We start from the raw sequence: 22,772 nt of genomic DNA on the forward strand, positions 1-22,772 counted from the left end.
AGGTCATTTTGCTAAAGTTAAAGGAATGAACTAGATAAAGTACATCACGGTCTCTAACAATCCTTCTGTGTAGTGTCTTATATATACCTTGTAAGATGGATTATAACTTAAAACTAATTCGGGAATCCTCCAAAAATCTGCTTGATTATGATAGACACATACTGCAAGTTTAGGCTGGAATTTTTTAATTAAATTCTCAGCCCCTTGAAGAGTCTCGAATTCTACGCCCTCAACATCTAATTTAATATACGTAACAGCATCATTGATAACATCATCTAACTTTGTTGTTTTAATCTCAATATTACCACTATTTGAAATACTGCTTGAAGATCCAACACCTGAGTCGAATTTCAGTATAGTATTGCAATTATGAGTAGCCAGATTAAAAAGAGTGATATCTCTATAATTACCCAGATTTTTCTTTGATATGATGAATTGTGATGGAGAGGGTTCAAAATAATAGACATTTTTATATGACGGATGTTTTGAAATAAAGGAAATTGTAGTACTCCCATCAAATCCACCACAATCTACAAAAATTTCATTATCACTAAACGGAATGAAGTCATCAAAATATTGATTATGTAGCTGGAAAGGGAAAAATCTCATGGATTCAACATTATAGTTATATCTAAAATCCAAGATATTTTCTAATGTTTTTTGTGAAAGTTCATCTTCTAAAATAGAATATAGCCAATTATACTTGTTTTCGTTTATTTCAATATCTATAATATTGTTTTCACAAAATCTCACCTGTTTGAATAAATCAGGAGATTGTAACCGTAATTCCAAGTAAGTAAGAATATTATTAATTCCATGGCTCTTTAAATTATCTATTGCTGTTATTAACTTTCCATCTACTACACAAGAAATAGCTAATGCATCTTTCGGTAAACTTTGTGTCTTAAAAATTGGGTATCCCATATAATCACTTTTGTCTGTAAAGTCGTCAACTATTCCCGAAATGTATATATTTTCTTGGTTGAATATATCTATAAGATGATCACACAGGGGATTAATACCTACAATAAATTTCTGTTCATCAGATTGAAGAACTCTAAGGAACAGCTCCCGTTTTTCTTCGATAATAGTAGTTTTTCTATTCGTAATATTTAACATTAATTAGCCTCTCCAATCGACTAAAGATTCTATATTGCTTATATCGAATGTAGGAATGTGAAGTTTTTCCTTCACTTCTCTTCTCTCGGCAAAGGAATTGTCAATGAAAATAGATGGTTTATCAGTGTTCATGAATTGAGATTTACTTTCAGACATATCCAGATGAATAATTTGTGAGAACATCTGAGGATTGATTTTGAATTTTAATAAAGTTTCCTCAACATTTTTTGAGTGTCTAGTTATCAGAACAACTTCTTTATTCTTGTTTAAACATTGAAATAAAAACATCAGTAGATACTCATTACAAAATTGATTACGGAGAATAAGGGTATCATCTAAATCCACGTATATTCTATCATAATTAATAGCTATATGATAACGATTGATAAATGAGCGATCCATCTCGATATTATAGTTATTTGGTAGTATCTCTATGTCTAAATCCATAAAATCTAGTAAAGATAATAAGGGTAGATTGATGTCTCTATTTGCGCTAAGACTGAATGTCCCTGCCATTCTTGTGCATATTTCTAATAATTTATATTTGCCTTTAGAATCTTTTTTTAGCTGAATGAACCAATAGCCCCTAAACTTCAGTCTTTTATTTATTATATTGGCAATTTCGGAAATATCATCACTTATTTCTATCAATTTAGAATGAACACTTATACCACCGAAAATACGCTCTCTTGTTCTAGGACTAATTAATTTTAGACAAGCGTTTCGATCTGTAAAACAATCTACGGTGATCTCCTCACCAGGGAGATACTCGCATATTAAGAGGTCGGAATTCAAACTCGTATGATGCAGTAGTTCTTCATAGTTATGTGCGAGAAGTGTTCCTTTTCCGCCTTGGCCTGAATCTGGCTTTAGAAAGACCGGGAATTCATGTACGTTATTCAAATCATAAATAATTGGTACAAAGCTATTATCCTTGAATTTTTTATATGTAAGTGATTTATAACGACAAATTTTTGTGGTTTCCAATTCAGAGGATACAACTGTTGCGTTAATCTTCTCTTGATTCTCCATAAGAAATAAGGCAACAGAGTCATGAGTGGGAATGATAAATTTAATATTGTATTTGAATATCAATTTATTAAATGCTTCAATAAACTGGTCCTCAGAAATGTTTGGAACATTTCCAATATAATTTTTGTACACGAATTTTCCGTGATCCTCAATACTCGATGCACCATAAACTTCAAATCTCATTGATTCGCGCAGACTAAAATTAATGTCTACAGCCGGTTGTGATCCGCAAGGGAACACTAATATGTTTGTTCTCACGATGTCACCCTATTTCTTTTGTTTTTCTGATATGTATTACTATTTTTGGTCTAGAAGGCTATATCAGTTTATAGCAATTAGTCTTTTATTTTAACCTTGGAGTCTACACCTATGTTACAGTAACTTCTTTATTCTGAATAGTCTTCCTTGGGACGAAGGTTATCAAGTTTCTATAAACGGAAAGTTAAATACTTACTATAAAGTTAAACCATAGGCTTTCCGATAATAGTAAGGCCTACAAAAAAATATATGGGAGTTGAAAATGTGAGAAAATTCACAAATTTATTTATTGTATTAGTATTGTTGTTTATGACTTCTACTAGCATTGCAAACGGTGAATCGGGAGCTGAATTGCAAGGTGATTCTTTTCCTACTGGAACTATAGTCACGGCTAGTACAACGGCTGGTTCTTTTGTTCCTAATAATGTGATTGATAAAGATTTAAGTACAAGATGGAACGCAACTACATATGGTGCAACATTACAACTCGATTTCCCAATGCAGCTGAGTATTTCAGCGCTACAAATAGCTGCACTTGCAACTCCAGAGACTGATGAAGGATATACAATATACGGATTGAACAGTGGAGTGTGGGTGCAAATAAGTGAGTTAGAAACAAGAAGGGTTACTACTACTAGTTCAGTATTGGAACCTATACCTGTCACCCCGGGGAACTATGATGCCATCAAAATTAATGTAAATGGGAATGCTTCGTGGGTAGCGATTAATGAGATTACATACATAAACCAAACACTAAATGCACCACTAAACGCACCACATTTAGAAAAAATAGTAGATGGACTAATTGCTTTATACTGGGAGTCCGTTCCGGGGGCGACAGAGTATGAAGTACAACGATCGGAGACGCCAGGAGGACCCTATACAACTATTGCTATCGTCCCGGAAAAACCTTGGTTAGGCTATCTTGATGAAGAGTCAAATAGTGAAGGGAATTATAACAAATCATTCTATTATGTAGTCATAGCTAAAAATGGAGCGACAAAGAGTTTGGTGTCCAATGAGGTATCCCTAATTCGTCCGACTACTCCTCTAAATGTTCAAGCTGTCCCAGGAGACAGAGAAGCACAAGTTACATGGGATTCAGTTGCAGGAGCAGTGAACGGATACTATGTTAAAGTCTCAACTTCAGTAGAGGGACCTTTCGATTATAAGTACGTAAGTGAAAATAAAGTAACCTTAACGCAACTGGTAAACGGAGTGAAGTATTATGTATCTGTAGTTGCACGTGGTGAAGAAGGAGAAAGTTCCCCCTCTTTACCGGTATCCGTTATTCCAGGCCTGGTAGATGAATCTGCTCCAACGGTTTCAACCATAACTCCGAACTCGGGGTTGTTGGAAGGGAACAATGTCATTTTGATTAACGGCAGTAAATTCGTTAGTGGAGCTAAGGCGCAATTTGGTAGTAAGGAAGTAGCCACAACGTTTGTGAGTTCTACTCAACTAAAAGTAAGGGTTCCAGCGGCTTCTGCTGTAGGAGCAGTTGATGTTAGAATCATTAATCCTGATGGAAGAAGTGCAACAGTCGCTAATGGGTATACTTATCAGCTACCAGCACCATTACCAGCACCGGTTATTACAGGGATTAGCCCTAATTCAGGTGTGCTGTCTGGCACTAACATAATTGTCATCAACGGCAGTAATTTTGTTAGTGGAGCTAAGGCTCGATTTGGTAGTACTGAAGTAGTCACGACGTTTGTAAATTCAACACAGTTTAAAGTACGAGTACCCGCAGCCTCTGCTGCAGGCCCTGTTGATGTTAGTATCATTAATCCGGATGGTCAATCGGCTTTGCTAGCTAATGGATACACTTATGTGCTGCCAGCACCATTACCAGCACCAGCAATCACTAGTATTTCCCCTAAAAGTGGACCGCAAGCAGGCGGTACTCTAGTGTATATCAATGGTTCTAACTTTGTAAGCGGAGCTAAAGTTTATTTGGATAATACTTCAGTAGCTGCAACATTTTATAGTTCTACTCAACTAATTATTCGTACTTCAGCTTGGGCTACGGCGGAATCAGTGGATATTAAAGTTGTTAATCCAGATACCCAGGCCGTAACATTATCAAATGCATATACCTATGAGGCACCGATTGTAAAACCAGCCCCTGTGAATTACTAAGATTGCACCCGCTGTGGGGCCGATAACGGGAGGGCAGATCATTACATTATCTGCTCTGAATATTGAGGCAGGCACTAAGGTTTTCTTTAATTAACATTGGAGTCTACAACCTACTATAATGCAACAACAATTTTGGTGAAAACACCTCAGTGGTCTAAGGAAGAGGCTGTTACCGTTAAAGTGGTAAATCCAGACCAACAAGAGGCTATTCGTTTGAACGGCTTCACATATAACTTACTGCCAGCAGTACCAGCGCCTGCTATAGAGTCAATATCAGTACAAGAAGTAGCCTTAGTCGGTGGTGCGAAATTTACCTTGAAAGGGAAAAACCTCCTGTATGGGACTAAGGTAAAGCTAAAGGATACTGATGTTCCAGTAACGTTCATAAGCAGCACACAGCTGGACATTAAAACCCTGGTATGGCCAGCACCCGAAACTGTAAATTTAACTTTAGAAAACCCAGATGGTCAAGTAGCAACAGTGGTAGGAGGTATTAAGTTCATTACCGCCTTAGGCAAACCGCCCGTTATAACATCGGTAACGCCTAATACTGCAGTAAATACAGGTGGGGATTTACTAACCATCTCAGGAGTTAACTTTAATACGAATAGTAAAGTGTATATAAATAATCTTGAAGCTTTGACAACACTGTATACACCGACAGATTTAAAAGCTAGAGTTCCAGCTTCAACAGCACTTGGAGCAGTAGACATTAAGGTCATTAACTCGAACGATGGACAATTCGCTGTGGTTGCGGGTGGATTTACTTATACGGCTTCAGTACCTAAGCCAAGCCCGACAATTACTTCGATTTCTCCGAACAGTGGGGCTAAAAGTGGTGGCTATATTATAAATGTCAATGGTACTAACTTTACAAGCACATCAAAGGTGTATGTGAATGGAATTCTGGCTCTATCGACTTTTTATAATCCGACATTAATACTAATTCGGGTACCGGCCTCTACTGTTACCGGTCCAGTTGACATCAAGGTTGAAAATTCTGATGGCCAACAAGTTGTTTTAACAGGCGGCTTTACTTTCAATTAGAGCTTCTTCTTTACATGGGAATTAATAATACTACTCAGGCTTTGGTTAATCCCAAAGCCTATTTTGTTTTCATTTTGTATTCAAACTACGGTCTCTAATGATAATTTTTTTACAGCCGATATAAGTAGTGTATGTAAAAAAATATATATGGAGGAATTTATTGCATGAAAAGAGCATCAAGGTCATTTATTTTTATGTGTTTATTGTTTGTATTGACAGCTACGGTTGCTTACGGGGAATCGGTTAATGGAATGCAAGGTCAATCATTCCCTGTTGGAACTAGTGTTTCTGCTAGCACAGCAGCAGAAGGATTTGTACCTGCTAACGTTATTGATAAAGACTTAAGTACAAGATGGAATGCAACTATGTATAGCGGAACATTGCAGCTTAATTTTCCGACAACCATAAGTATGTCCGCACTGCAGATAGCTGCTCTTGCAACTCCAGCAACGGACGAGGAATATACAATATATGGCCTAAAAGATGGGCTATGGGTGCAAATTAGTGAACCAGCTACTAGAAAGGTCAACACATCTTCTGCGGCTCTTGAACCTATTGCTGTTGTACCGGGAAGTTATGAAGCGATAAAAGTAACTGTAAAAGGTAATGCTTCATGGGTGGCCATTAATGAAATTACTTACATAGATCAAACATTGAATGCGCCGCATCTAATAAAAATGGTCGATGGCCCTGTCTATTTATATTGGGATTCAGTTGAAGGAGCTACTAGTTATGAAGTAAAACGATCTGAGACATCTGGCGGGCCCTACTCAGTTATAGCAACTGTACCTCAAGCACAATACCCTATGTATAGAGATGACGATCCATTTAATGGAGAATATATCTATAAGTCTTATTATTATGTAGTAAAGGCTATCAACGGGGCAAAAACAAGTGCCGATTCTAATGAAGTGGCATTAATTCCGCTAAGCCAACCTTTAAATATCAGAACCACAGCAGGAGATAGTGAGGCAAAGGTAGAGTGGGATAGGGTAGAGGGTGCGACCAAATACATGATTAGCATCTCGACTTCTATAGATAGTAACTATCATGATATTTATCCTTACTACACAGACAATAAAGCAACAATAACTAATTTAGTAAATGGGACAACATATTATGTTAGGGTATATGCATTTAATGATGATGGAAGGGGCAGAGGTTCGTTGCCAGCTTCAGTAACCCCAGGTGTAACGGAAACAGATGCTCCAACGTTAATAAGCATTTCGCCTAACTTTGGAACGCAAGCGGGTGAATATGCTGTAGCTATTAGTGGGACCCATTTCGTAGAAGGTACTCAGGTATTATTCAATAATATTTTAGCTACTAGTGTTTTTGGAAGTGATACTCATTTAAATGTCATAGTTCCTTCTTCCTCAGTAGCGGGTTTTGTGAATGTGAGAGTTCTGAACCCGGATTTACAATCGGTAGAAATGAAAAATGGATTTGAATATAAAGAAATTTCTTCTTTGCCGGCACCTACAATAACAAGACTTATCGCAGATAATGGAGTATTGGCTGGTGGGGAACCAAATTATATCGATGGAACAAACTTTCGGGCGGGTACTCAGATTAACTTCGATGGAAAACTATTGTCGACAACTTATGTGAATTCTACAAGATTAGTTGTAACTGTTCCAGCAGGAGTAAAGCCTGGTCTAGTCGAGGTGTATGCTATAAATCCTGATGGACAACGCTCTTCAAGTGTAAACTACCGGTATAATGAACCACCGGTTGTTCCGGCGCCAACTCTGACGAAACTTATTGCGGATAATGGGTCATTGGCTGGTGGAGAAGTGAATTATATCGATGGGGCAAACTTTAAATCGGGTGCACAGATTAACTTTGGTGGAAAACTATTAGCGACAACGTATGTGAATTCTACAAGGTTAATGGTAACTGTCCCAGCAGGAACGAATCCAGGCCTAGTTGAGGTATATGTAACCAATCCTGATGGACAACGTTCTCCAAGTTTGAGTTATCGGTATAACGAGCCTCCTGTTATTCCAGCACCGCGTATTACCACTCTCAGTGTGACAAACGGGGGGTTAGCTGGTGGAGTATTGAACTATATTGATGGAACAGGATTCCAATCCGGTGCGCAAGTTACCTTTGGTGGAAAATTAGTTGTGACAGAATTCATTAATTCTACACGCGTAAGGGTGAGAGTCCCAGCAGGAATAAATCCAGGCCTAGTTGAGGTATATGTAACCAATCCTGATGGACAACGATCTTCAAGTGTAAACTATCGGTATAATGAACCTCCTGTTATTCCGGCACCGCGTATTACCACTCTCAGTGTGACAAACGGGGGGTTAGCTGGTGGAGAATTGAACTATATTGATGGAACAGGATTCCAGTCAGGCGCGCAAGTTAACTTTGGTGGAAAATTAGTCGTGACAGAATTCATTAATTCTACACGTGTAAGGGTGAGAGTCCCAGCAGGAATTAATCCAGGCCTAGTAGAGGTATATGTAACTAATGCTGATGGACAACGATCTTCAAGTGTGAGCTATCGGTACAATGAACCTCCTGTTATTCAGGCTCCTAGTATTAGTTCAGTATCTCCTTCCTATGGTCCAATTAGCGGTGGGACAATTATATATATTGATGGGAAGAATATAACTTCAGGAGCGAAAATTATTTTTAACGGCACTGAATATGCAGTAACATATGTTAGTTCTACTAGGGTCTATTTCAATACTCCGGCAGTAACAGCTGCAGGTATTGTATCTTTCTATATTATTAACCCGGATGGGCAGAAAAGTGGTACCTTGAATTTCGAGTATAAGTAACCTTTTACTATGATTTAATCAACAGAGGCCTGAGAAAGGACACTTTGATAAGAAGTTTCCACTCAGGTCTTTTTTTTTATATTGTTAATAGTGTAATTCGACTCCTTTGGTGTATTTCTGCAGTAGCAAACTGACAATTAACGCCTTATTCTCTAGAAAATCGACAAGGTTCTATTATCCTCTCAAAGGTACAAGTTGGATAAATATTAATAAAATAATTGTAGGGAATTTGATAATTGCCCAACAGTGTTTCAGTGATAGTGGCAGATGGGTATTAATACTCGTCTGCCACTTTTTTGATTTTTATTACTGTAAATATGCTTGTGCATAGGTCAATTAATGAATGGTAAAATATTGAAAGAAAACATTTACTATTCCAATTGACAATGAAGAAGCAGCGGTGGTATAGTCGATTTGTGAGCATGACTCACACATTCATTTGATGACGAAGGGAATGTTTAGTCAATGGAAGGTAAAGTAAAATGGTTTAACGCAGAAAAAGGTTATGGCTTTATCGAAACTGCCGATGGTGGCGATGTATTCGTACACTTCTCCGCAATTCAAACGGACGGTTTTAAGACTTTGGATGAAGGTCAATCCGTAGAATTCGATATCGTTGAAGGCGCACGCGGACCACAAGCGGCTAACGTCATCAAATTATAATCATCCGGCGCAGCCGACCTACATATATGGTAGATGGTTAGCAATTGAGATAACGCTAGCATGGACTCTGGGATTTTTCCCAGGGTCTTTTTTATTGCCTTTTATGTAAATATCTTAGAAAACGTTAACATTATACAATTTCTGGGTAATGGGAGATGTTGGACTTTCTATCTTGCCTCGACGTATATTTTTTAGGCTTAGGTTTATGGACTTCTTGGACAAGACAGGGGTTCAGGAGGAATGACGTAAGACTTTGCCCATCAAACACTCAGGAGGATGAAAAGTAGAATGAAAAAGACGTGGCGAGGATTAATGACAGGAATACTGGGTGCGAGCATGCTGTTTGGATCTCTTGGCAGTGTCTCAGCTGCTCCAGCACCTAAGGACATTCAAGGGCACTGGGCGCAGGCACAACTGCAGGATTGGTTGAATAAAGGATATTTGGGTGGTTATCCAGATGGTACGGTGAAGCCTAACAAGGCGATAACGCGCGGTGAGTATGTAGCACTGATTAATCGCCTATTCGGGTTCAAGGATACAGGATCGATCAGCTTCACCGATGTGAAAAGCACAAACTGGGTATACTCTGAAGTGGCAAAAGCCGTAAAGGCTGGATATATCGGCGGTTATGAGAATAATACTTTCCGTCCAACCCATGCATTGACCAGACAAGAGGCAGCAGTCATTGCCGCCAAAGTACTCAGTCTGAATACCAATTCAACTTCCACAACATTTAAAGACAATGCTCAAATTGCCGCGTGGGCAAAAGGCGCAGTGGCAGCCGCAGCAGGTAAAAAGATTATCAACGGATACCCGGATGGAACTTTTGGCCCTAGGAGATCGCTGACCCGGGCGGAGGCTGTAGGAATTATCAGTAATTCGGTTGTATATAAACCGTCGAATTCTGGAGCTACAGTGCCCCCAACCCCGACCCCGACGGCAACTCCTACCGGTAGTGCATCTCCAACGCCTACACCAACACCAACCCCAATTATAAGTGGAGGTAGCGGTGGTGGAGGCGGAGGCATTATTACGACTCCGACGGTGAGTGGTTTGACCTATGGACATGTAGGTTCAGTCACAGCGGATGTGTATCTCACCCCTTCGGTAACCGGCGCTGTGTATTATGTAGTTGCGCCTTATAGCAGCAGTGCAGTGTTGCCAAGTGCAGCACAAGTAAAGGCAGGGTTGACTAGTACTGGTGCTGCGGGTGTGAACTATGGAGTAAAAGCCACTTCAGCCAGAACCACTACTGCATTCTCCCTTTATGGCCTGTCTGCTAATACGGAGTACGCAGCCTATATTGCAGTTGCGGATACTGCGGGGAATTGGTCAGCGGTATCGACAATTCGCTTGACCACTGCCTCAAGCACTACCACCTCGATTACACGGGTTGAACCAGGGCACATGGGAACAGTAACAGCGGATGTTTATGTAACTTACGGGCAGACAGGCGGTCCTTCGGCTCCGGTAAGATATGTTGTAGTGCCGGCTTCCGCCGCTGATCCCACTGCTGTACAAATCGCTGCCGGACAGGATAGCTCGGGTGCGCAGCTTATTGCGCCTTGGACGGGCTGGATTACACCAGCGCCAGCACCTGGAGTTAGACAGACGCTAAGCTTGACAGGACTATCAGCCAGCACCAGTTATAAGGTTTACTTCATTACAGGTTCCGGAAGTGCCTGGTCACCGGTTGAAATACTGCGCATCCAGACGAAGTAACGGAAGGGGATTTTCAGCGGGTTAGGTTTATCATCACCGAAACAGCAATACTAACCGTAGTTATGCGTGGTCTAGCCGGGGCAGCTTAAGTTGCTCTGGCCGGACCTTTTTTTGTATATCTGAAGCCTGTAACATCTTTTGTCAGCTGGATGTAAACACTGTAATGATTTGTTTTTTACTTAGCTCTGACAATTTGGTATAATGGCAATGTAAACAAAGGAGGAGTGCCCATGCAATTCAGCATTCGAGGTCAACAAATTGAAGTGACCGACGCTTTGAGAGACTATGTTGATAAGAAGCTCAGCAGACTTGAGAAGTACTTCGATGCACCCCCTACCTCAGAAGGATATGTGACGCTAGGCGTTGTTCGCGGCCTTCATACGGTGGAAGTAACGATCCCGCTGGCAGGTGTAACGCTTCGTGCGGAAGACCGCAGCGATGATATGTACGCATCCATCGATGCTGTAGTGGACAAGCTGGAACGCCAGATTCGCAAACACAAGACCAAGCTCAATCGTAAGTTCCGCCAGGAAGGAAGCCTGAAAACGCTCTTTGTGGAAGGAGCACCAAGCAGCATCGCTGTAGAGGAACAGGATTACGATGATTTGGAGGTTGTGCGGAACAAGCGCTTCACCTTGAAGCCTATGGATGTGGAAGAAGCGATCCTGCAAATGAACATGGTTGGACACAATTTCTTCGTGTTCTCCAATATCGACACTTCTGAAGTTAGCGTTGTTTACAAACGCAATGACGGCAAATACGGTCTGATCGAACAAGACTAGGTTTGGGTGTACGAAGCCGGACCTTGACTTCTCGGGAAGAGATTTGCTTCAGTCTGACAAAAAAATTAACCGAGCCCCTATTCGCCTGTGGCGAATAGGGCTCTTGTGCGTATATACATGTGTTTATGACAAAATATCGGCATTTTAAAGGTAATGAGATAACTTGCAAAATAAGGTTGCGGCAGCTTGTATTGCGGCTTCTCTTACAAACTGTTACAATTTATGAAGCAGCGGAATCGAAATCATATATGGCCCTTTCATTATTATTGAGGATGGGCTCGGTTCCACCATCTGTGTTGCATGAAAGGGGTTAACCATGCTAGGACTTGTAAAAAAAATATTCGGTGACACCAATGAACGTGACGTCAAACGTCTCATGAAGACGGTCGATGTAATTAATGGATTGGAGCCCGATTTCGTATCACTTTCGGATGAAGAACTGAAAGCCAAAACCAATGAATTCCGTGCCCGGATTGAGAAGGGCGAAACTTTGGAAGAAATTCTTCCCGAGGCATTTGCAACCGTACGCGAAGCTTCCAAACGGACGCTGGGCATGCGGCATTTTGACGTTCAATTGGTTGGAGGCATGGCGCTGCATGAAGGCCGTATCTCTGAGATGAAGACAGGTGAAGGCAAGACGCTGGTAGGTACACTGCCGGTCTACCTGAACGCTTTGCTTGGCAAAGGCGTACATGTGGTAACAGTCAATGACTATCTGGCTCAGCGCGACAGTGCACAGATGGGACAAATTTATAACTTCCTGGGCATGACGGTTGGGGTGAACCTGAACGGCATGGACCATGCTGATAAGCAAGAAGCTTATGCCTGCGATATTACGTATGGCACGAACAATGAGTTCGGTTTTGACTACCTGCGCGATAACATGGTGCTCTATAAGGAGCAAATGGTTCAGCGCCCGCTCTATTTCTGTATTATTGATGAAGTAGATTCCATTCTGATTGATGAAGCGCGGACACCGCTTATTATCTCCGGACAAGCCGAGAAGTCTACAGAACTGTATTATGCGGCAGACCGTTTCGTAAAGAGACTCACTGCAGAAGAGGATTATACAGTTGATATTAAAGTGAAATCCGTGGCTTTGACTGAAAAAGGTGTAGCTACGGCAGAACGTGCCTTTGGAGTGGAAAATCTGTATGACCATGCCAATGTCACTCTGAATCATCATATTGTACAAGCGCTCAAGGCGAATGTAATTATGCGCCGCGACGTTGACTATGTTGTGAATGAAGACGAGGTTGTAATTGTCGATGAATTCACCGGCCGCTTGATGGCTGGACGCCGTTACAGTGACGGATTACACCAGGCAATCGAAGCCAAGGAAGAAATTCAGGTGCAGAATGAGAGCATGACTCTGGCCACGATTACCTTCCAGAACTACTTCCGGATGTACCGCAAGCTGGGCGGCATGACGGGTACCGCAAAGACCGAAGAAGAAGAGTTCAAGAAGATCTATGGTCTGGAAGTTCTACAGGTACCAACGAATAAACCAAACCAGCGTGTCGATATGCCGGACGTTGTATACAAAAGTGAGAACGGCAAGTTTAACGCAGTGGTTGCAGAAATTGTGGAACGGCACAAAAAGAATCAACCCGTGCTGGTAGGTACGGTTTCTATTGAGAACTCTGAACGTGTATCAGAAATGCTGAAACGTAAAGGTGTCAGACACCAGGTGCTGAATGCCAAGCATCATGCGGCGGAAGCAGAAATCATCTCTCATGCTGGTCAGCCGGGAACTGTAACGATTGCTACAAATATGGCTGGACGCGGTACGGATATCGTGCTTGGTGAAGGTGTTACGGATCTCGGGGGTCTGCATATTATTGGTACCGAACGCCATGAATCACGCCGGATTGATAATCAGCTGCGCGGCCGCGCGGGACGTCAAGGGGACCCTGGCTCCACTCAGTTCTATCTGTCGCTCGGTGACGAATTGATGAAGCGTTTTGGTGCGGACAACGTGCTGAACATGATGGACCGTCTTGGTTTTGAAGAGGATCAACCGATCGAGAGCCGGATGATCACTCGTGCTGTAGAATCGGCCCAAAAACGTGTCGAAGGTAACAACTTCGATATTCGTAAAGTCGTGCTTCAATATGATGACGTCATGAATCAGCAGCGTGAGATTATCTACAAACAGCGCCGCGAGATTCTGGAGTCTGATAATATCAAAGATGTCGTCGTTGAAATGATCAAGCCGGTTATTGACCGTATTGTTCATGCTCACTGCAGTGACGATATTCCTGAGAACTGGGAGCTGCAAGAGGTTGCTGATTATGTGAACAGCAAGCTTTTGGAAGAAGGCGAACTGACACGGGACGACCTGTGGGGCAAGGAAGTTGAGGAGATCATCGAATTTATCTTTGGCCGTGTGCTGGAGAAATACGCTGCCCGTGAAGAACGCCTTGGCGCTGAGCTGGTACGTGAATTCGAGAAGGTAATCGTTCTCCGTTCGGTTGACAGCAAATGGATGGATCATATTGATGCCATGGATCAGCTTCGTCAAGGGATTCACTTGCGCGCGTATGGCGGTACTGACCCGCTTCGCGAATATCAATTTGAAGGCTTTGAAATGTTCAATGCCATGACTGCCACCATCCAGGAAGAAGTTGCGACCTACATTATGAAGGCGCACATTGAAACCAATCAGGAACGGCAATCTGTAGTGGAAGAGAACAAAATCTCCACCAATGGCGAGCCTGCCGAGAAGCAACCTGTGCATGTTGAAGCAGCCATCGGCCGCAACGATCCATGCCCTTGCGGTAGCGGTAAGAAATACAAGAACTGTCATGGACAGAATGCTTAAGTACAGCGGCCTAATACATTTTGGCCTTGCATTCTTAGTAAACTAGTAAGCAGACATTAATCTGCAAAAGCTGTTTACAGAACTGTACTTCATGTCTGTACTCCAGAGTTCAAGGGTTATAATGACAATAAAAGCGGCTGGGCCCGGGGGACTCCCCGTTTGCGGCCCGGCCGCTTTTTTGGATATGAAGACCCGGGTGAATGATCATGTAGAGAAGGTTTGGAACTGATAATCTAAGATGCAGGTGAAAGTAACGGAGGGGAAGTTTGGAACTGTAGGAGCGATAGCGATCGCCTTTAGAATTGGATTCTACCGCAGCCAGCGGTTTGAATAAGGAAATCCAATTATAACAGCGACCGGAAGTCCAAACATTCCCCGCAGTTATGGTCTCCACCGATCTAGTGATCTTAAGTTCGAAGATTCTTGGAATGACATATATTCACCCTGTTATGTCCAAACAGCCGTCCCGGCGCAATGATTCTATTTTGAAAGGTGAAGTGATCACACATGATTGATCCTAATGTTAAGCAGGACCTGCGTGAAATAGGTAAGAAACTAACAGACCTTAGGGGGTCTCTTTGACTTAGATCTGAAGCAGGAGATGATATCCAACTTTGAAGAAAAGATGGCAGCACCCGGGTTCTGGGATGATCCGGAGAAAGCGCAAGGGGTCATCGCCGAGATGAATGCGGTGAAGTCATCCGTGGATCAGTACGAGAAGCTGCAGCAGGAATATGATGATGCAGCCATGATGGCGGAGCTGGCGGATGAAGAAGGCGATGAAGCGCTGGCCTCAGAGGTTGCCGGCACTATTCGTGGTGTCGCTGGCAAGGTCGATGAATTTGAGCTGCAGCTGCTGCTCAACCAGCCGTATGACAAGCTCAATGCGATACTGGAGCTGCATCCCGGTGCTGGAGGCACGGAGTCTCAGGACTGGGGGCAGATGCTGCTGCGCATGTATACCCGTTGGGCTGAGAAGCGCGGCTTCAAGGTAGAGGTACTGGATTATTTGCCTGGCGACGAAGCGGGGATTAAGAGTGTTACGCTTTTGATCAAAGGCTACAACGTCTATGGCTATCTGAAGGCGGAAAAGGGAGTACACCGGCTGGTGCGCATTTCTCCGTTTGATGCCTCAGGCAGACGCCACACCTCATTTGTATCTTGTGATGTGGTACCCGAGATTGCAGATGATGTAGAGGTGGATATCCGTACAGAGGATCTGAAGATCGATACGTACCGGGCCAGCGGCGCGGGCGGACAGCATATCAATACGACGGATTCTGCGGTGCGCATTACTCACTTGCCTACCGGCGTAGTGGTAACGTGTCAGAATGAACGCTCACAGATCAAGAACCGGGAACAGGCAATGAAAATGCTGCGTTCCAAGCTGTATGAGCGCAAGCTGCAGGAGCAGCAGCAGCATCTCGATGAGATCCGCGGCGAGCAATCGGATATTGCCTGGGGTAGCCAGATCCGCTCCTATGTATTCCATCCCTATAGTATGGTAAAGGATCACCGTACGTCCGTAGAAACCGGAAATGTTGGAGCTGTGATGGACGGCGATCTTGACGCTTTTATTGACGGATATTTGCGCAGCCAGATTAAGACAGAAGCAGAATAAGGGTATAATGATAATTCCTACGCGTCTTCGGAGGTGTAGGAATTTTTTTGATAAGTTTAGGATGTATAATGGCTTCAAGTATAAAGTTAAGGAGAATTATTCTGTATGCAAAAAATCAATTCGCGCAACAAACCTCCGCTGATTCCACTGAACGGGCCTTTGCGCCATACGGTGGATATTGTGCTGATCCTGGTAGGCTCGCTGATTACGGGTCTTGCTTTTAATCTGTTTTTTCTGCCGAACCAAATTGCTTCCGGAGGGGTGTCGGGGTTGTCTGTACTTGCGGAAGACTGGCTGGGGGCTGAACCTGCTTTCACCCAGTGGGCGCTGAATATTCCGCTGTTTATCCTTGGGGTGATATTCCTGGGCAAGCAATATGGAATCCGGTCACTGCTGGGCAGCTTTGTGCTGCCGCTGTTTATCTTTTTAACTAAAAATGGGCCTGTTCCGACCACCAATCCGCTGCTTGCTTCTATTTATGGCGGGATTGGGGTGGGGCTGGGTCTTGGGCTGGTATTCCGCGGGCGGGGCTCTACGGGAGGCTTGACCATTTTGGCGCAGATTATCCAGAAGATTACAGGATTCAGTTTCTCGCTGTCTGTGGTGCTTCTGGATGGTACGGTGATTACACTGGCTGCTTTTGTACTGGGCATGGAGCAGGCGATGTATGCGCTAATTGGCTTGTTTGTAACGGGCCGGGTGATTAACGCACTGGAGGTGGGCTTCAGCACAACCAAGGTGGCGTACATCATTTCTGACCAGACGGATGAGATCTCACAGGCGATCTTGAATGATCTGGACCGGGGCCTGACCAAGCTGAATGCGCAAGGTGGCTATACTGGTGATAATCGCATAGTACTTATGGTCGTTGTGGGCCAAAATGAGATTACCCGGTTGAAGGCGATTGTGCGTTCCGTTGATCCCGGGGCGTTCGTCATTATTACGGAGGCTCACGAAGTGCTGGGCGAAGGGTTCAAAAGAGAAGCGCAGTCTCCTTAAAGGGGGCTGTGTTCTTTTTTTTGGGGGAATATAAGTAGTATTGTGCTTTAATAAACTTGACGTTACATGTTGTATTTATATTAATTCGGTCGTATAATAATACATATTTCCAAGGACGGTATTCATGATATTCATAACAGGTAGGAAGCGGGGATGACAGTGACAGGCAAGCTGAGGGCGGCAATTGTTGGATCGACGGGTTATGGGGGCGTGGAGCTGATCAGGCTACTGCAGAATCACCCTGATATAGAGATTACTTCGGTGATTTCTTCTTCAAGCGCAGGTGTGCCTATTGAGGAAGGGTTTCCGCATTTAACAGGAATTGTGCAGCGCAATCTGGATGGAGTGGACGCAGCAGAGATTGCCGGCAGGGCCGATGTGGTATTTACGGCAACGCCGTCCGGTGTGAGTGCGAAGCTGGTGCCGCAGCTGCTGGAGGCAGGTCTGAAGGTTGTTGATCTGTCCGGTGACTTCCGCCTGAAGGACGGCGCCGAGTATGAACAGTGGTATAAGCATACGGCTCCGCCTGAAGCTTATCTGCAGCAGGCTGTATACGGATTATGCGAGGTATTCGGCGATCGTGCGGCTGGAGTAGATTTCGTCTCCAATCCGGGCTGCTATCCGACTGCTACACTACTTGGACTGATTCCGGCACTGCAAGCAGGATGGATCCAACACGACAGTATCATTATTGATGCGAAATCAGGGGTTTCCGGGGCAGGACGAGGTACGAGTCTGATGGTTCATTATGCGGAGATCAACGAGAACTTCAAGGCCTATAAGGTGAATAAGCACCAGCATATCCCTGAGATTGAACAGGCCCTGACGGAAATTGCCGGAGAAAAAGTGACGGTAACGTTCACCACACATCTGGTGCCGATGACCCGCGGGATTATGAGTACTATGTACGCCGGAATGAACGGTGGATATAGCGAGCAGGATTGGGTGGATTTATACCGTAAATATTATGCAGGCCGGCCATATGTGCGGATTCGTGATGCGGGTGTGTTGCCAGCAACCAAAGAGGTCAGCGGATCCAATTATTGTGATATTGGTTTTGCTACAGATGCCCGTACAGGTCGGGTGACCATTGTATCCGTTATTGACAATATCGTTAAGGGCGCAGCAGGGCAAGCGATTCAGAACTTGAATTTGATGATGGGATGGGAGGAAACCCGCGGTCTGGGCTACACACCTGTGTATCCTTAAGGTTCGGCGGTCAACAATACAATGAGTGAAAAGCAAGGTTTTACCGTCGTGGAAGGCGGAAGTGTTACAACCCCAAAGGGATTCAAGGCTGGAGGGCTGCACTGCGGCCTGAAGAAGACCGAACGCAATGACCTGGCAGCCATCCTATGCGAGGTTCCTGCTACATCGGCTGCTGTGTATACAACGAATATTTTTCAGGCTGCGCCGCTTAAGGTGACACGGGAGAGTCTGGTGAATGGTACACTGCAGGCGGTCATCGTGAACAGCGGGAATGCGAATGCCTGCACTGGCGATCAGGGTGAAGCCGATGCCTATGAAATGCGTGCTGCCGCTGCCCGCTGCTTGGGTGTTAATGAACAGGATGTTGCGGTCGCTTCTACCGGTGTGATCGGTGAGCTGCTGAAGATGGATCGTGTGCGAAGCGGTATTGCCGGACTGCCTGAGAAGCTGGATGGAGGAGCCGCCGGAGCGGAAGAGTTCTGCCAGGCAATACTCACCACAGATTTGGTCAAAAAAGAATGCTGCGTGAAAGTAATGGTCGGCGGTGAGGAAGTCACGATTGCCGGAGCAGCCAAGGGTTCGGGAATGATTCATCCCAATATGGCAACCATGCTGGGCTTTATGACCACGGATGCTGTAATTGACGGTGAGGCTCTGCTCGGTCTGCTACGCACTGCGACGAATACGACCTTTAATATGATTACGGTAGATGGAGATACCAGTACTAACGATATGCTGGTTGCGATGGCAAGCGGTCTTGCGGGGAATGAGAAGCTGACACAGCTGCATGCGGACTGGGAAGATTTTGCCGCGGCATTTATACATGTCTGTAAGAGTCTAGCCATGGCGATAGCCCGTGACGGCGAAGGGGCGACGAAGCTCATAGAGGTTCAGATCAGCGGTGCGGTGCATGATGAGGCTGCGGCTGCAATTGCCAAGACGGTTGTCGGTTCAAGTCTCGTGAAATCGGCGATTTTCGGTGCGGATGCCAACTGGGGGAGAGTAATTGCCGCAGTAGGGCGTGCAGGAGTGCCGGTATCACCGGAGCAGGTGGATATTTCACTTGGCGGAATTGAGGTGCTCAAGCAGTCAAGGCCGGTGGCTTTTGATGAAGAGAAGGCCCTGCATTATCTGCAAAAAAGCGATACCGTGTTGATCACCGTATCATTGTCTGACGGAGACGGCAAGGCTACAGCCTGGGGCTGCGACCTGACGTATGACTATGTACGCATTAATGCCGCATACCGTACCTGATTCACGGCTGCATTCGGTTAACTGGGAGGATTTTGGTATTATGACATTAGAACCTGTTGAGCATCAAAAGGCTGGCGGACTGTTCGTCATGAAATGTGGCGGCAGTACGCTGGCGGCGCTTCCGGATTCGTTCTTTGATGATTTGCGGGAACTGCAGGAGAGCGGTGCCCAGCCCGTCATTGTGCATGGTGGAGGGCCAGCGATTTCCGGCAATCTGGAGAAGCTAGGCATTGAGAGCAGCTTCGTGAACGGCCTGCGGGTGACGACCGAGGAAGTGCTGGATGTAGTGGAGATGACACTGGCCGGCAGTATCAACAAGGCCATTGTCCGAAGAATTCAGGGCAGCGGTGGTAAGGCGCTAGGTCTATCTGGTGTGGATGGACGGCTGATCACCGCAAGGCCGGTCGCGAACAGTGATGAAGTGGGGCTGGTTGGTGAAGTGACAGAGGTCAACGCAGATATTGTACGGGGTATTCTGTCGATGGGCTATATTCCTGTAATTGCGCCGGTTGGTGTAGATGCTGGAGGCCAGCGTTACAATATTAATGCGGATACGGCGGCAGGGGCGGTGGCATCTTTTATCGGGTCGCCCCAGATGATCGTTGTTACAGATGTGCCTGGCATAATGCGTACATTGGATGGCCACAAAACCGTGCTCCCCTCAGTGACGGTGGGGCAGATTGAAGATTTGATCGAAAGTGGCGAAATTTATGGCGGGATGATTCCCAAAGTACGCGCGGCGATCGATTGTATTCAGGGAAGCGTGTCCGAAGTAGTGATTGTTGACGGCAAAGAGCCGCGGGTGCTCAGCCGGGTGCTGCAGGGTGAAGAACTGGGAACACGGATTATCCGTTCATAACTAATAACAAGCGCTGACGGGAATACCGGAAGCAGCATGGTGGGAGAGTGACTAAGAATGAGTGAGCTTACGCAAGCGGAAAAAGATTCTTTGACAGGGGCGCCGCAGGACCGTTCAGCAGAGACGGAGGTTCAGGAGGCTGCTCCTGCCAAGCTGAGTGCGGTATTCCCGTCCTACGCCAGATACGACATTAGTCTCGTCAAAGGCAAAGGCAGCTGGGTGTGGGACGATCAGGGCAACAAATATCTCGATTTCATGTGCGGCCTTGCTGTAACAAGTCTGGGCCATGCACCGGAGAAGGTTGGCGCTAAGCTGAAAGCTCAGATTGATACACTCTGGCATGTCTCTAATCTGTTCCATATTCCGGGCCAGGACCGGGTAGCGACGCTGCTGACGGCTAACAGCTGTGCGGATCAGGTGTTCTTTTGTAACAGCGGAGCGGAAGCGAATGAAGCGGCGATCAAGCTGGCACGCCGGTATCACCAGAAAGTGAAGGGAACGGGCCGCTATGAAGTGATTACGTTCGAGCAGTCCTTCCATGGACGTACTTTAGCAACGCTGACGGCTACTGGACAGCAAAAGGTAAAAGAAGGCTTCCTGCCACTCCCGGCAGGCTTCAAGACCGTACCTCTGCATGATCTTCCAGCGCTGAAGGCGGCCATCTCCGAGAATACCGCAGCGATTATGCTGGAAATGATTCTAGCTGAAGGCGGCGTGCTCGAAGTGCAGCAGGAGTTCCTGGATGGGGTTGTAGAACTGTGCAAGGAGCACGGATTGCTGCTGATCGTGGATGAGGTGCAGACTGGTATGGGACGTACAGGCAAGCTGTTTGCACATCAACACTACGGCATTGAGCCGGATATTTTCACTCTGGCCAAAGGAGTCGCCAGCGGCTTCCCTGCAGGTGTTATGCTCGGCAAAGGCTATTTGCGTGAAGCATTCAGTCCAGGCAGTCATGCGACCACCTTCGGCGGAACACCACTGGCGGCAGCAGTAATGGAAGCGACGATCGAAACGATGCTTGAAGATAATCTATCACAACGTGCCGCCGAGATGGGTGAGTACCTGAGAGAGCTGCTTAGAGAGAAATTGGCAGATACACCATTTGTGCAGGAGATCCGCGGTAAAGGACTGCTAATCGGCATCGAATGTGCTGCACCGGTAGGAGATACAGTGCTGGCAGGACAGAAACGCGGGCTGCTGTTCGTACAGGCCGGATCGAATGTCATTCGGCTTCTGCCTAACCTGTATGTAAGCACCGATGAGATCCGCCAGGCGGTGGACATCCTTTCAGAACTGATTCATACTTATGTTAACAATGGAAAATGGGAGGCAGGTTCATGAGCCAGGGAGTACACAGCGATACCGGGAAGCTAGCGCAGCAGCTTAAAGGCCGCGATTTGCTGGAGCTGAACGACTATAGCCCGGAGGAAATCACGTATTTGATTGATTTGGCAATCGAGCTCAAGCGCAAGCAGAAGAGCGGTGAGGTCTATCAGCCGCTGAAGGGCAAGACGATTGGGCTTATTTTTGAAAAATCCTCGACCCGCACGCGCGTGTCGTTCGAAGTAGGCATGTATCAGCTTGGTGGTCATGCGCTGTTCCTCAGCAAAAATGATATCCAGCTCGGACGCGGAGAAACTGTGGGGGATACGGCACAGGTGATGTCACGTTATCTGGATGGCATTATGATCCGTACCTTCGGTCATGACAAAGTAGAAGACCTTGCCCGTTATGCTTCAGTGCCAGTTATCAATGGGCTTAGCGATCTGGCACATCCGTGTCAGGTGCTGGCCGATTATCAGACCGTCTACGAGCACAAGGGCAAGCTGAAGGGCTTGAAGCTGGCTTATATCGGTGATGGCAACAACATGGCGCATTCTCTGCTGATCGGCGGTGCCAAGCTGGGTGTGCATGTCTCCATTGCCGGACCGGAAGGCTACGAGCCGGATGCGGCTGTAGTTGCGGAGGCGCGCGAAATTGCCAAAGAAACCGGCTCTGTGATTGTGATTACCCGCAGCCCGCAGGAAGCCGTGCAGGACGCTGATGTGATCTACACAGATGTATGGGCGAGCATGGGCTTCGAAGCGGAGCAGCTTGCGCGTGAGGCGGCTTTTAAGGACTATCAGGTGAACGAGGAACTGGTCAAAGGTGCGAAGAGCGACTATCTGTTCCTGCACTGCCTGCCGGCCCACCGTGAGGAAGAGGTCAGCACGGGCGTAATCGACGGTCCGAACTCCGTAATCTTCGACCAGGCTGAGAACCGTCTGCATGCGCAGAAAGCGCTGATGGCTGCATTGATGGGCTGAGTAGTGACTCTCCGGGCTACACTAAAGCTCAGAGTAAGCAGTAATATGCAGTGAATCGAGATTGATTATGCAAATCAGGCAAGGGTCTTGCTTGGTCTTATGCTATATAAAACATAATATAGGTTGAACTTAGCATT

At 45.5% G+C, this 22,772-nt stretch carries 16 protein-coding genes; 14 read left to right on the forward strand and 2 right to left on the reverse strand.

The features are described 5' to 3' along the window. Positions 1 to 30: 30 nt before the first annotated feature. Both ACAN54_RS16555 and ACAN54_RS16560 read right to left on the reverse strand, forming a co-directional pair. Positions 31 to 1,119, reverse strand: coding sequence for an FkbM family methyltransferase (locus tag ACAN54_RS16555; protein WP_379157288.1), 1,089 nt, complete (start codon positions 1,117 to 1,119; stop codon positions 31 to 33). A gap of 3 nt (positions 1,120 to 1,122) precedes the next feature. Then, positions 1,123 to 2,334: an ATP-grasp domain-containing protein gene (locus ACAN54_RS16560; protein ID WP_379157291.1), complete on the reverse strand. Its 1,212-nt coding sequence runs from the start codon at positions 2,332 to 2,334 to the stop codon at positions 1,123 to 1,125. 324 nt (positions 2,335 to 2,658) lie between these two features. Between ACAN54_RS16560 and ACAN54_RS16565 the strand changes: the two genes are divergently transcribed. The 14 genes from ACAN54_RS16565 (at position 2,659) to argF (ending at position 22,635) form a co-directional block, all read left to right on the forward strand. Then, positions 2,659 to 4,551, forward strand: coding sequence for a choice-of-anchor Z repeating domain-containing protein (locus ACAN54_RS16565; protein WP_379157294.1), 1,893 nt, complete (start codon positions 2,659 to 2,661; stop codon positions 4,549 to 4,551). Between the two features lie 96 nt (positions 4,552 to 4,647). Continuing rightward, entirely contained in the window at positions 4,648 to 5,598 is a 951-nt protein-coding gene (locus tag ACAN54_RS16570) for a choice-of-anchor Z repeating domain-containing protein (protein ID WP_379157297.1), read from the forward strand. A 164-nt stretch (positions 5,599 to 5,762) separates the two neighbouring features. Continuing rightward, on the forward strand, positions 5,763 to 8,393 hold the full coding sequence (locus ACAN54_RS16575) for a choice-of-anchor Z repeating domain-containing protein (RefSeq protein WP_379157300.1): 2,631 nt from the start codon (positions 5,763 to 5,765) through the stop codon (positions 8,391 to 8,393). Positions 8,394 to 8,858: 465 nt separating this feature from the next. Next, complete coding sequence (locus tag ACAN54_RS16580) at positions 8,859 to 9,056, forward strand: cold shock domain-containing protein (protein WP_019915069.1); 198 nt, start codon at positions 8,859 to 8,861, stop codon at positions 9,054 to 9,056. A gap of 288 nt (positions 9,057 to 9,344) precedes the next feature. Next, on the forward strand, positions 9,345 to 10,778 hold the full coding sequence (locus tag ACAN54_RS16585) for an S-layer homology domain-containing protein (RefSeq protein WP_379157303.1): 1,434 nt from the start codon (positions 9,345 to 9,347) through the stop codon (positions 10,776 to 10,778). A gap of 230 nt (positions 10,779 to 11,008) precedes the next feature. Beyond that, on the forward strand, positions 11,009 to 11,560 hold the full coding sequence (gene hpf / locus ACAN54_RS16590) for a ribosome hibernation-promoting factor, HPF/YfiA family (protein WP_074087283.1): 552 nt from the start codon (positions 11,009 to 11,011) through the stop codon (positions 11,558 to 11,560). A gap of 316 nt (positions 11,561 to 11,876) precedes the next feature. Next, positions 11,877 to 14,384: a preprotein translocase subunit SecA gene (gene secA / locus ACAN54_RS16595; protein ID WP_379157307.1), complete on the forward strand. Its 2,508-nt coding sequence runs from the start codon at positions 11,877 to 11,879 to the stop codon at positions 14,382 to 14,384. A 507-nt stretch (positions 14,385 to 14,891) separates the two neighbouring features. Next, positions 14,892 to 16,005, forward strand: a protein-coding gene (prfB, locus tag ACAN54_RS16600) for a peptide chain release factor 2 (protein ID WP_379157310.1) whose coding sequence is annotated in 2 segments (ribosomal slippage) — positions 14,892 to 14,963 and positions 14,965 to 16,005 — 1,113 coding nt in all. Because the reading frame shifts where the segments join, the coding sequence is not laid out codon by codon here. Between the two features lie 105 nt (positions 16,006 to 16,110). Continuing rightward, positions 16,111 to 17,004: a YitT family protein gene (locus ACAN54_RS16605; RefSeq protein WP_379157313.1), complete on the forward strand. Its 894-nt coding sequence runs from the start codon at positions 16,111 to 16,113 to the stop codon at positions 17,002 to 17,004. A gap of 153 nt (positions 17,005 to 17,157) precedes the next feature. Then, positions 17,158 to 18,213 (forward strand): N-acetyl-gamma-glutamyl-phosphate reductase, encoded by a 1,056-nt coding sequence (gene argC / locus ACAN54_RS16610; RefSeq protein ID WP_379157316.1) that lies wholly within the window; start codon positions 17,158 to 17,160, stop codon positions 18,211 to 18,213. A gap of 21 nt (positions 18,214 to 18,234) precedes the next feature. Further along, positions 18,235 to 19,467, forward strand: coding sequence for a bifunctional ornithine acetyltransferase/N-acetylglutamate synthase (argJ, locus tag ACAN54_RS16615; RefSeq protein WP_379157319.1), 1,233 nt, complete (start codon positions 18,235 to 18,237; stop codon positions 19,465 to 19,467). Positions 19,468 to 19,507: 40 nt separating this feature from the next. Then, positions 19,508 to 20,326, forward strand: coding sequence for an acetylglutamate kinase (argB, locus tag ACAN54_RS16620; RefSeq protein ID WP_379157538.1), 819 nt, complete (start codon positions 19,508 to 19,510; stop codon positions 20,324 to 20,326). 57 nt (positions 20,327 to 20,383) lie between these two features. Continuing rightward, a complete protein-coding gene (locus ACAN54_RS16625; protein ID WP_379157322.1) occupies positions 20,384 to 21,670 on the forward strand; it encodes an aspartate aminotransferase family protein in 1,287 nt (428 codons plus the stop codon). Next, positions 21,667 to 22,635: an ornithine carbamoyltransferase gene (gene argF, locus ACAN54_RS16630; RefSeq protein ID WP_379157325.1), complete on the forward strand. Its 969-nt coding sequence runs from the start codon at positions 21,667 to 21,669 to the stop codon at positions 22,633 to 22,635. The genes ACAN54_RS16625 and argF overlap by 4 nt, the downstream gene beginning before the upstream one ends. The last annotated feature ends 137 nt before the right edge of the window (positions 22,636 to 22,772 follow it).

The organism is Paenibacillus diazotrophicus, from assembly GCF_042610465.1.

Coding starts and splice junctions, on each gene's coding strand:
- argC (WP_379157316.1), top strand. CDS start 17,158: ATGACAGTGACAGGCAAGCTGAGGGCGGCAATTGTTGGATCGACGGGT.
- ACAN54_RS16565 (WP_379157294.1), top strand. CDS start 2,659: ATGGGAGTTGAAAATGTGAGAAAATTCACAAATTTATTTATTGTATTA.
- ACAN54_RS16580 (WP_019915069.1), top strand. CDS start 8,859: ATGGAAGGTAAAGTAAAATGGTTTAACGCAGAAAAAGGTTATGGCTTT.
- ACAN54_RS16625 (WP_379157322.1), top strand. CDS start 20,384: ATGAGTGAGCTTACGCAAGCGGAAAAAGATTCTTTGACAGGGGCGCCG.
- argF (WP_379157325.1), top strand. CDS start 21,667: ATGAGCCAGGGAGTACACAGCGATACCGGGAAGCTAGCGCAGCAGCTT.
- hpf (WP_074087283.1), top strand. CDS start 11,009: ATGCAATTCAGCATTCGAGGTCAACAAATTGAAGTGACCGACGCTTTG.
- ACAN54_RS16585 (WP_379157303.1), top strand. CDS start 9,345: ATGAAAAAGACGTGGCGAGGATTAATGACAGGAATACTGGGTGCGAGC.
- ACAN54_RS16555 (WP_379157288.1), bottom strand. CDS start 1,119: ATGTTAAATATTACGAATAGAAAAACTACTATTATCGAAGAAAAACGG.
- ACAN54_RS16605 (WP_379157313.1), top strand. CDS start 16,111: ATGCAAAAAATCAATTCGCGCAACAAACCTCCGCTGATTCCACTGAAC.
- ACAN54_RS16575 (WP_379157300.1), top strand. CDS start 5,763: ATGAAAAGAGCATCAAGGTCATTTATTTTTATGTGTTTATTGTTTGTA.
- secA (WP_379157307.1), top strand. CDS start 11,877: ATGCTAGGACTTGTAAAAAAAATATTCGGTGACACCAATGAACGTGAC.
- argJ (WP_379157319.1), top strand. CDS start 18,235: ATGAGTGAAAAGCAAGGTTTTACCGTCGTGGAAGGCGGAAGTGTTACA.
- argB (WP_379157538.1), top strand. CDS start 19,508: ATGACATTAGAACCTGTTGAGCATCAAAAGGCTGGCGGACTGTTCGTC.
- ACAN54_RS16560 (WP_379157291.1), bottom strand. CDS start 2,334: ATGAGATTTGAAGTTTATGGTGCATCGAGTATTGAGGATCACGGAAAA.